This is a genomic window from Nocardia sienata NBRC 100364, assembly GCF_001613205.1.
Taxonomy (GTDB): Bacteria; Actinomycetota; Actinomycetes; order Mycobacteriales; family Mycobacteriaceae; genus Nocardia; species Nocardia sienata.
Window position 1 is genome coordinate 1 of the sequence record NZ_BDBX01000090.1, and the last position, 10,507, is coordinate 10,507.

Annotated in this window: 8 protein-coding genes; 7 read left to right on the forward strand and 1 reads right to left on the reverse strand. The window is 65.3% G+C overall.

What is annotated here, in order from left to right; all coding sequences use genetic code 11:
- From NS4_RS30500 to NS4_RS30510, 3 genes are all read left to right on the forward strand, one after another.
- The coding region (locus NS4_RS30500; protein ID WP_245665854.1) for a thioesterase domain-containing protein at positions 1 to 1,513 on the forward strand (1,513 nt) is incomplete at its 5' end.
- Positions 1,514 to 1,764: 251 nt separating this feature from the next.
- Positions 1,765 to 2,286 carry a hypothetical protein gene (locus NS4_RS30505; protein ID WP_063062930.1) on the forward strand — a complete coding sequence of 174 codons (522 nt, stop codon included), beginning with the start codon at positions 1,765 to 1,767 and terminating at the stop codon, positions 2,284 to 2,286.
- Between the two features lie 3 nt (positions 2,287 to 2,289).
- On the forward strand, positions 2,290 to 2,775 hold the full coding sequence (locus NS4_RS30510) for a hypothetical protein (protein WP_063062931.1): 486 nt from the start codon (positions 2,290 to 2,292) through the stop codon (positions 2,773 to 2,775).
- A gap of 45 nt (positions 2,776 to 2,820) precedes the next feature.
- Here the strand turns inward: NS4_RS30510 and NS4_RS30515 are convergent, their stop codons facing one another.
- Positions 2,821 to 5,562: a DEAD/DEAH box helicase gene (locus tag NS4_RS30515; protein WP_063062932.1), complete on the reverse strand. Its 2,742-nt coding sequence runs from the start codon at positions 5,560 to 5,562 to the stop codon at positions 2,821 to 2,823.
- 592 nt (positions 5,563 to 6,154) lie between these two features.
- Here NS4_RS30515 and NS4_RS33570 point away from each other — a divergent pair.
- The 4 genes from NS4_RS33570 to NS4_RS30535 all read left to right on the forward strand — a co-directional run.
- Positions 6,155 to 7,141 (forward strand): hypothetical protein, encoded by a 987-nt coding sequence (locus NS4_RS33570; RefSeq protein WP_245665855.1) that lies wholly within the window; start codon positions 6,155 to 6,157, stop codon positions 7,139 to 7,141.
- A complete protein-coding gene (locus tag NS4_RS30525; RefSeq protein WP_245665859.1) occupies positions 7,023 to 8,744 on the forward strand; it encodes a non-ribosomal peptide synthetase in 1,722 nt (573 codons plus the stop codon). The genes NS4_RS33570 and NS4_RS30525 overlap by 119 nt, the downstream gene beginning before the upstream one ends.
- A gap of 12 nt (positions 8,745 to 8,756) precedes the next feature.
- Positions 8,757 to 9,722, forward strand: coding sequence for a TauD/TfdA family dioxygenase (locus tag NS4_RS30530; RefSeq protein ID WP_063062935.1), 966 nt, complete (start codon positions 8,757 to 8,759; stop codon positions 9,720 to 9,722).
- A partial coding sequence (locus NS4_RS30535) for a condensation domain-containing protein (protein WP_245665857.1) occupies positions 9,719 to 10,507 on the forward strand: 789 nt, incomplete at its 3' end. The genes NS4_RS30530 and NS4_RS30535, both read left to right, overlap by 4 nt.

The window sequence follows — 10,507 nt, forward strand, 5'->3', positions numbered from 1 at the left end:
AAACAACAACAACACCACCACCACCGCTGTGGCCGGGTCCGGTGACACGGCCACCCACCGCCAGCTGGTGGGGTATGTGGTACTCGACAACGAAACCAACACCACCACCGAAACCGACAACGAAACCGACACCAACACCAACACCACCAACGACACCGTCACCAACACCACCAACGACACCGTCACCAACAGCGGCGACACCGTCACCGGTGCGGGGTCCGCCCGGGCCGGGATCGTGGCGGGACTGCGGGAGTTCGCTGCCGGGCGGTTGCCGGAGTACATGGTGCCCGCGGCGGTGGTGGTGCTGGACCGGTTGCCGTTGACGGTGAACGGGAAACTGGACCGCACAGCGTTACCGGCCCCCGACTACACCGGCGAGGGGTATCGGGCACCGTCGACACCGACCGAAGAAGCCATAGCCGCAGCATTCACCGAAGTCCTCGACCTGTCCCGGGTCGGAGCCGACGACAACTTCTTCGACATCGGCGGCAACTCACTGATCGCGACCAGAGTCGTGACCGAACTGCGGGCCGAACTCGGCGTTGATATTCCCGTCGGTCTTCTGTTCCTAGAGCCGACGCCGGCAGGGCTTGCCCGGCGTATCGGCAGTCCACTGAGCTTGCACGGAACCTCGGCCGACGATGCTTTCGGAGTGGTACTGCCGCTGCGTTCCACGGGTAGCCGGCCTGCGCTCTTCTGTGTGCATCCGGGAAGTGGACTCGCGTGGGCGTACTCGGGGTTGGTTCAGCACCTTTCGAACGACCGTCCCGTGTACGGGCTGCAATCGCCGGTGCTCGGCGGTGAGCCGGGCTTCGGATCGATCGAGCAGTTGGCCCATCGTTATGTCGAGAAGATCCGCACCATCCAGCCGCACGGCCCGTACCACCTGCTGGGATGGTCCCTGGGCGGCGTGATTGCGCACGCTATGGCCGTCGAATTGCGCGACGCCGGTGACGCTGTTGCCACACTGGCAGTCATGGACACCGCCGTGGTCAACGGGGAAGATCACGCCGATGAGGATGAGCTGTTCGCGGGGGATGTCACCGCCGAGAAGTTGGTCCGCGCAATGGGTGTGGAGTTGGCGCACATCCACACCGATGGCTTACTTCACACCACAGGCTCGGAACTCGCTGCCGGTCACACTGATGGTGAGCTGTCATTCGAGGATGCCGCTCTGATCCTGAACAGGTCGTTCGGTCTGGATACCGGTCTCACGGCCACGCGCCTGGAACGCCTCGGTGCGTGGATCGAGAATCGGAAACGAATCCTGAGGGAATTCGAGGCCGGAGTCTTCGATGGAGACTTGCTGTTCTTCAGCGCGGCGATGTCGGTCGACGCAGCCGGCAAGCGGCTCTCGGCCGAGGTCTGGCGGCCGGCTGTCACCGGGTCCATATGCGAGCACGTGGTGGACTGCGCGCATATAGAAATGGCGACACCTGAAGCATTGGCCGTCATAGGCCCTGTTCTCGACAGTTATCTCGACGATGCCGCACGAGGAGACGGTGCGACATAGCGTAGTGAGCACATCGAAGTGAGGCTGCTGCGCCATGAGGTGACTGTGGTGACCTGCCGCACCGTTCGGGCTCGCGGGAACTGTGGGGCGGTCGGATATGCCGGAGCGAGAGTGTCCGATCTAGGGCTCCGGTGCACTTCTGGTGGTGGCCGACGCTGAACCCGGGATCAGTGCCATGCGTGTCCTACCTGCCCGGTATCTTGGTGGCAATGTACAGCCGCCCCATGACGTAATCGAGGACCGGACCGAGGATGACCATGTACACCGTCGTGATCGTGCCGGGCGATTCACAGGACACCGCGACACGGACTCGGATGACGCTGCGCATAGATACCGGTCATCCGGGGCCGCGCGTGACCGGTGTGTCCGTGACATCGGAGGCGCCCGAAGGCCTGACGTCGGCCAATTTCCCCGATATCGATCTCGCCGCGGTCGTTCGGGCATTGGCGTCCAGAGTCTTCGGTGGCGGTGAGCCATCCGAGCTCGCGTTATTCGATGGCGGTGCCGCGGCCGCTGTGCCGGGCCCGTCGTCCGAAGGGGCCGAAACGAGCCGAGCGGAGCAGGCCCGGTCGCGGCAGGGGAATGTTGTCGACACGTCGGCGGGCAGGGCTTACCGCAAGATGCCCGACCCGGATGAGTTGCGGGCGAACTACGCGAGGATCGGCACCGTCACCGGGTTGGCAAAATACTACGATGTGCCCCGGCACACCGCGCAGGGCTGGATCGGCAGGCTTCGGAAGCTCGGTGAGGCGACCGCCCGGGCGGCGGAGTAGACCATGAGAAAGCTGTACAGGATCAGTATCGCGGAAGCGGACTCGCCCGATATCGTGACCGCTACGGTCGAGCTCGAGGGGAATCGTGCCCGGATTGTCGAGGTGCGGAGCGGCGAGGGCGATTCTCCCGTTCCCTCCGAATTGGGCGAAATCGACTTTTCCTTGCTGGTGCGAGCCGCGGCGGTCTTCTCGGCTGCGCCCGAGACGCCGTCGAAGGCAGACGGAGAAATCGCCCCGGCGACCGCGCCTCCGAGCGAGAGTGTGGAGCAGACCGGCACCGGGGCGACCGCGAAACCGGCTCATGGTGAGCGACTCGAGAAGAACGGAATGCCGTCGGATTTTCCCGTGAACTTCTGGCGTCTGGGCAGCGTCCCGAAGGTAGCTAAACACTACGACGTTCCGCACCGTATTGCGCAAGACTGGGTCAAGACGCTTCAGCGCGAAGGCAAAGCCGGTAGCCGATGGTCGAAGAAAAGTGGTCGGCCGTGACCGCGCCGATGTGAATACGGAGCCACTCTTTTTCCGAACCGCAGATCAGGCGGGCGCTGCTACCGGATGTAGTTCCCGGCTGAACCCGTTGTAGCGGTCGAGCCAGCCGATGGCGCGATAGTCGCCTCGCCGGGTGAAAACCGCCGAGCCGCGGGGGCCGGAACTGTTCACGGGCAGAGCGGTGTGCGCACGTCCCTGGGATGCCGGTGTAGTCAGATAGCTTTCGCCGACCCAGACTGCGAGCGTCGCCGTCGTCGAGCACACCAGGTCCGCCCGATTGGCATCTAAAGTCACGATCGCGTCGGTGGCGCGATCCCGCAGCAGGATCGCGTAGTCGGACGGATTCAACCGGCAATCCTGTGGGCGCCCGGTCTCGGTCCAGTCGGGATCGGTGATGCCGCGGGTGGTGGCGGCCCGCCAGAGCACGGGTACGACGTCCTCCGCGTGCGCGGACGTGGCCATCTGCTCGCACATCCACAGCAGTCGCCCCGCGCCGCGCACGGGATTGCAGCGCCGCCACCGGATACGCCGGCTCAAGTCGGCGGCAACAATCGCGATCCAGGGATGAACCGTGCCGAGGAAACCCTGGGACGCGAGCCAATGCAGGTACCGAGGAGCCTCCTCGAGTATGGGATACATGGTGGCGTAGGGGATTCCGCCGATGGTGCGGGCGGCGCGGTTGAATGCGTACGGAGAGTTCGCGGCGGTGAACAACGCCGCACACGCCAGGTCACCGGGCGCGTAGACAGGATGGGACGGCGCGGCCGGTGCCTCTGGTGCTCCGGCAGCGTCGCCCACGAATCCCCGGGACATCTTCAACTCGATCGCGCGTGGCTTGACGTCCTCGCTGATGGCAGCCTGGGATAGCCTCGGAACCCGGGTGGCCAGCGTCTCGATCAGCAGCCGCTCGGCATCATCGGGCGATATGGGGATCGCGGAATCGGAGAGCGCGGCGCGCAACTCACTGCAGACCACGGGCGAAACCATGAGTCGCGCCGTCAGCAGTCCGAGTTCGGTGGTGGTCAGTTCGACTGTGTCGGGGTTCGTTCGGCGAGTTTTCAGGAAGTCGCTGTTGTCCAGGTCGGCTATCGACCGGCGTAGCGGCGTGTTCTCGCGATTACCCTGGTGATAGGACAGTGTGTTCTCGTACCAGCGTTCGGCGTCGCTCAACGAGCGGATGCGCTGCTGTGTTGCCTCCGCGAGTACGTGTTCGGGCAGGTTCGCGTGAATCTGGGAATTGACCCGGAAACCGGCCAGGAGTCGGCGCTGCCACACGGAGCGTTCCGACTCGTCGACGAGCAGGAAGGCCCAACCGTGGTGCTCGCCCGCGCCGACGCGGCCCGCGCGCCCGAACATCTGCTGGACTGTGGCGACATCGATACCTTTGAGACCCACCTCGGTGTCTTGGACGACGACGGCCCGCGCCGGCATGTTCACACCTGCGGCTACGGTCGAGGTGGCGACGAGAACATCCAATTCGCGGGCCCGAAAGGCTTTTTCGGCTGTTCGCTTGTGCTCCCACCCCTTGTAGTGCAGGCCCACGCCGACGGCTTGGCATGTCCGGTGCACCGCGTCGGCGTCGTCGGGGTCGACGTCGAAAATGTTCGCGCCGCGGTTCGCCGCGATGATCAGCGCGGTACGGCGGACATTGCGCTTGCTCCCGCAGAAGACGAGCACACTGCCGTTGTCGCTGGTCACCATGTTGACGATATTCGCGGTCAGGCGCGCCTTCGCCCCCTCCACCAGACTCCAGTCACTGCTGTTCGCGACCATCGGCAGCTGCCAGGTCAGGCGGGTGGGGCGCCATGCCACCCGGACGGTGCGGGCGCGCAGCCACGCCGCGATCTGGTCCGCGTTGGCGACGGTGGCGGAGAGGCCGACGATCCGGGTCGGTGCGTCACCCGCGCGCACGCGTGCGAGAATCGCTTCCAGGACTGATCCGCGCCCGGGGTCGCCGAGCAGATGGATCTCGTCTACCACGAGGCAGCCGACTTCGGTGAGAGCCTCACGCAACGAGGAGGTCCGGGAAATTGCCTCGAACTTCTCTGTCGTCGTCACCCAGAGGTCGGCGGCCCGGATGCGTTGGGCATCGACACGGTATTCACCGGAGAGTCGTTCGACTGCCAGCCCGCGCCGGCGCCAGCTGTCCAGTTCGTTGTTCAACTCGTCGGTGAGCGAACGCTGCGGGACGAGCCAGGCGGCTTTCTTACCGTGTTCCAGGACGGTGCGGAGGGCGGCGACCATCCCGATCACGGTTTTCCCGGCTCCGGTCGGCGCAGTGACGATCAGGTGGTCGTCACTGCCGATGATATGCGGAACGGCCTCGGCCTGAGCCGGGTTCATTACCTGGTGGGGCAGGAACCGGACCCAGTCGGCGGGAACCAGTCGGTCGACGGGCACTGGTTGGGCCGGGACTTCTCGAATGGTGACGTGATCGTGCCACATGAGTTCGAACCCGTCCCGGGCGGCCTCGGCGGCGGCGCCCGCCAGCGGTCGCGGTTGCCGGGACGGCGACCCGTGCGCGCCGACGGCAACGTGAAGCCTGCCATCCGCCGTGAGGTTGCAGATGATCTCGTGTTCCAGCAGGTATCCGACCTCCCGGAACGGAATGCGCTGTGCGGTGAGACGGTTTCGCAGAGGTCCGAAACGGTCGCCGACCGGCAGTAGCACCCGGACTTCGGTGCCAGGCGGGTAGCCGGGTACGACGAAGTCGGGGTCGGAGGTCTTCAGCCAGAGGAACCGAGACTGTGGACCACTGGAGTCGGACGCATCATCCTCGACCTGCATCGGCGCGACTGTGGCCCTCCGTGAACTGGTCGCACCGGATAGGTCGCTTTCGGGCCCGTGGTGTGACGACGACATGATCAACCAGGTCACCATAACCGACCGGACCGACACCAAGCGGAGCCCCTTGCCGCGGACGGTAGGAGTGCAGATCCCGCGTCCAGCGCCGGAACGCGAGCTCCGGCGAGAATCTCGAACCGACGTTGACCACAGGGATGCTGTGGCCGGGCCTGGACCAGCGCCGGAGCGAAAACTCCGGCGAGGGCCGGCCACAGCACCCTGACGCCGAACTGCGCCTCGGTGATGGACTGGCGCGGCGAAGCGGGTACCGAAATGCTCCGGCAGAAGAAGTATGCCGCAGGGGGGCTTCTTGCCGCAGCGGTTGCTTGGGGGAATCTCGAGGAGGGCAAATCAACTTCGAGCAGGCGATTGAGAAGGGCGTTGTCGGCCTCGTCGCCGACCCGGGCGACGGTGGCGGCGATCCGCTGGTGGCTTGCGTGCACATCACCGTCGCGGTAGGGCGGGCGCTTGCCCCCAAGCTTGGGAAGGTGGATCGCACCAGCCGGGTCCGCTAGCCTGAGCCGACCTACGTTGGATGGAGGGCCTTGTGCGACAGGACCTTTCAGGAATCGGGCCGTCGCGCGGAGCTGTGCCCACGGGTTGGAGTGAGCTCGTCGGAGGCGGCGATGACTCCCTCGTGCTGGTCTGTGACTTCGACCTGACCAGTCGGGGAGAGGCGGGGTTTCGTGACTTCGCCACACTGGCTCCCGAATCGTTGACTCTATGGCACACGGTCCAGCCGCCACGACACCCCGGGCGATCCACCGCAACCTCGGATGGCTACCTGCCCTGGTGGAGCGATGTACTCGACCGCTCGTCCCGAAAGATCAATGCTGTCATGGGATTCTGTGCCGGCAGCGTCTTCGCCTCGGCCCTCGCCGATGAGATCGCGCGACGCCGCGGCCACCGCCCCGTGACCGTTCTCTTCGATCCGGGATGGCCGAACCGGAAGTCGATCGGCCGAGACTTCCGCTCGGTCATCGCGTCGTTGACACCGCTGTCGGCGCCCGAGAAATCGGTCGTGGTACGGGAAGCGCAGAGACTTCTCGACGCCGGCGGCACCGACCTCGGCAGCGTGATCGAACGATTGGTGAAGCTCTATCGACGGGCGGGTCTGGATGCCTTCGACAGAGTGGGTGTGGCATCCGATGTCGGAGAAGAACTTATCGATGTATTCCAGTCGTACACAGACTATTTGCGCTCGGCGCTGGTCATTCCACCCGGCCCGAGTTGGTCGGCCGCCACAGTGGTGCTCTCGACGGAGGCCGACGAGGCGCCCGGCTTCGGTGACCGCTCGATCCGGACTACGGTCGGCCGGCGTGATCTCCTCCGTGACCGGTTCGTGGCAGACCGGGTTTTCGATCTGATCGCAGAAGGAGACGATGACGATGTCCACAGAGCGGATGTCCGCAGAAAAGCCGGCGACGCTGGTGGACCTGTTCCGGGAGCAAGTGGCAGACACCCCGGAGGCCACCGCAGTGATTCAGGGGACGACCAGACTCGACTATCGGCAACTCGATGACCGCTCCACGGCCCTGGCACGACGGCTGCGGTGGTCGGGTATCGGACCGGGCAGCATGGTCGGGGTACTGCTGGACAACTCCGTCGGACTGGTCGTCGCACTATTGGGGGTGCTGAAGGCCGGTGCCGCCTATGTGCCGATGAACACCGGCGATCCTCGGCCCCGAATCGAGTCGATACTGCACGACGCGCACGTGGATATCGTCCTGGCCACCGGCCCCGACGCGGACACACTCGACGTACCTCGCGTCTTCCGGATGGGTTCGGATGGGCACCTCGATGCGGAGGATGATACGGCGGAAGAACTCGCACACCACGATCACGGCCCGGCGCCACGCGATATCGCCTACGTGATCTACACCTCCGGTTCCACCGGTAGGCCCAAAGGCGTTGTAGTGGAACACCGCGCCCTCGCCGCGTATCTCCGTCGGGCTGTCGCCGCCTATCCAGGCCTGGCGGGTCGAGCGCTGGTGCATTCCGTGCCGTCCTTCGATCTGGCGGTGACCAGCCTGTTCGGGCCACTGATCGCAGGCGGGGAGCTCGAGATCGCGGCGCTCGAAGACCCGGGTGCCCCACCCTCCTTCCTGAAGATCACTCCGGCGCATATCCCGCTGATCCGTACCCGGCATCCACATCGTGCGCCGACCGCGGACCTGGTGGTCGGCGGCGACGCGTTGAGCGCGACGATGCTCGATGACTGGCGCCGGGATCACCCCGGGGTCACCGTGGTCAACGAGTACGGTCCGACCGAAGCCACCGTCGGTTGTGGTCTGCATCGGATAGCGCCGGGAGATCACCTCGATCCGGGCCCGGTACCCATCGGCCGCGCTTCCACCGACGAACTGCACGTTCTCGACGATCGTCTGCGCGCTTCGGATTCGGGAGAACTGTATATCGCCGGCGAGCAACTCGCCCACGGCTACCTCGGTATGGCCGGCCCGACCGCAGCGGCTTTCGTGGCGAATCCGTTCGGCCCACCCGGATCGAGGATGTACCGCAGCGGCGACCGGGTGCAGTGCGGCGACGACGGCCTGCTCCGTTACCGCGGCCGGGTAGATCGTCAGCTGTCGATCAGCGGCCATCGCGTCGAGCCCGCGGAAGTGGTCGAAGTGCTGGTCCGATCCGGGGCGGTGTCCGATGCGGTGGTCACCGGCCGGGAAATCGGGGGCGAAGCGCGGTTGGTCGCCTACATCACGCCGGGCGTCGAGGGTGTTCGCGACAGTGCGGCACTCAGCACGTATCTGGCGGATCGGTTGCCGTGGTATGCGGTGCCCGCGGCAATCGTCGTGCTGGACGATCTGCCGTTGACCGCGAACGGAAAGGTCGACTACGCGGCCCTCCCGAGTCCATCCGGGCAGCCGGGGCACCGAGTATCGGCCACCCCGGACGAGCAGCGGGTCTGCGAGTTGATCGCGGAATTGATCGGGATTGACACCGTCGGTGTGAACGACGACTTCTTCGGCCTGGGCGGGACCAGTCTGGCAGCCGCCCGGCTGGTCACCGCAGCTCGCCGGTTGGGGATCGAGTTCTCGCTCACCGATGTGCTCAGCAAGCGGACAGTGCGGCGGTTGCTCGACGCATCACCGACCCCTGTGCTGCGCTGAAGGGAGAAGGTCATGACTCGATCGACCGATTGCGCCGCACTGCCTCCGATCGCCGGCCACCTGGAAAGCAACGGCACGACCTCGGCGGTTGTCTACTCATTGACAGATGAGGTCGCCGATCCGCTGGAGTGGATGGTGCAGCACCGCGACTCGATCCGGGCGACAGTGGCCCGGCACGGTGCGGTGGTGTTCCGGAATCTCCCCACGACCCTGGAGAGTTTTCAGGACATCGTGGCGGGAATCGGGGGAGATCCGCTGGCTTACCACGAACGGTCCACGCCGCGGACACAGGTGGGTGGTCACATCTATACCTCGACCGAATACCCGGCCGATCAACGCATCCCGATGCACAACGAGAACTCCTACGCCGACACTTGGCCGACCTACCTGTTCTTTCTGTGTGTCACACGCGCCGAGCACGGTGGGGAGACGCCGATCGCGGACAGTCGGTCGGTCTTCGAGCGGATCGCCCCGGAGATCCGGTCCAGGTTCTGCGACGGTGTCGTGTACACCAGAACCTTTCGGGAGGGCCTGGGCTTGAGCTGGCAGGAGACATTCCAAACCACGTCCCGGGCGGAAGTCGAGTATTTCTGCCGCAAGCACGGTCACTACTTCGAATGGGACGGTGCCGTACTGCGGACGAGGACGCACAGACCGGCCTGGCGCGATGATCCGCACTCCGGCCGATCGGTCTGGTTCAACCAGGCTCACCTGTTCCATGTGTCGACTCTCGAACCGGATGTCCGTGATGCCCTGCTGCTCGCATTCGACGAGCAGGACCTCCCACGCAACGCGTACCACGCCGACGGCAGCCCGTTGCGTCCCGGCGATCTCGCGGCGATCGAACAGGCCTATCAGGACAGTGCATTGACCCTGCGCTGGCAGCCGGGAGACCTATTGATGGTCGACAACATGCAGATGGCGCACAGCCGAACACCTTATCGCGGGCAGCGCCGGATTTTGGTGGCCATGACATGAAACCGGAGATATCGGCCATGGAAGACGACAGCGAGACGATCAGCGATCCGGCTCGGCCGATGGGCGCAGTCTATGCGGCCTCGTTCGGTCAATCCCGGTTCTGGTTCGCCCAGCAGCTGGAAGCTGTGACTTCGACCTATCACGTTCCGATGGGGTTTCGCATCCGCGGGGCATTGGTCGCCGACACGCTTCAGCGCGCTGTCGACGCGGTGACGGCCCGACACGAGATCCTGCGTACCTACTTTGTGGATTCGGACGGAGTTCTCGAGCAGGTTGTCTCCGATACCTGCCGAATCGTGCTCGATGTCCAGGACTGCGCCGCCGAATCCGAGCTCTCGGCGCTCGCCGACCGCGTCGTTGCCGAGCCGATCGATGTGACGGCGCCGCCGCTGACCAGGATTGTGCTGATTCGCCTCGCGCCGGACGACCATGCCCTGATCCTCACCCTCCACCACACCATCACCGACGCGTGGTCCAACCGGGTGCTGGGACGCGAATTGTCTCGGTGTTACGACGCTTTCGTCGCGGGGGTGGATCCGGATCTGCCGGAGTTGGAAGTGCAGTACGGTGATTTCGCCGAGTGGCAACGCGACACGCTCGCCGCCGGTCGCTGGCGTGATCAGGCCGAGTTCTGGCGTGCGGAGTTGGCCGGCTGGCCGACGGAACTGGAACTGCCCACCGATAAACCGCGACCTCCGGTGCGGACATCGGGCAGCGTATCGGTTCCGTTCCGGCTTTCGACGGCGACCGCTGCCGGCCTGCGCACCCTCGCCCGTGAGTTCGGC

What these genes read in the sequence shown, in the direction of transcription:
- NS4_RS30505 (WP_063062930.1), top strand. Translation starts at nt 1,765, where the DNA reads ATGACCATGTACACCGTCGTGATCGTGCCGGGCGATTCACAGGACACC.
- NS4_RS30510 (WP_063062931.1), top strand. Translation starts at nt 2,290, where the DNA reads ATGAGAAAGCTGTACAGGATCAGTATCGCGGAAGCGGACTCGCCCGAT.
- NS4_RS30515 (WP_063062932.1), bottom strand. Translation starts at nt 5,562, where the DNA reads ATGCAGGTCGAGGATGATGCGTCCGACTCCAGTGGTCCACAGTCTCGG.
- NS4_RS33570 (WP_245665855.1), top strand. Translation starts at nt 6,155, where the DNA reads ATGGAGGGCCTTGTGCGACAGGACCTTTCAGGAATCGGGCCGTCGCGC.
- NS4_RS30525 (WP_245665859.1), top strand. Translation starts at nt 7,023, where the DNA reads ATGTCCGCAGAAAAGCCGGCGACGCTGGTGGACCTGTTCCGGGAGCAA.
- NS4_RS30530 (WP_063062935.1), top strand. Translation starts at nt 8,757, where the DNA reads ATGACTCGATCGACCGATTGCGCCGCACTGCCTCCGATCGCCGGCCAC.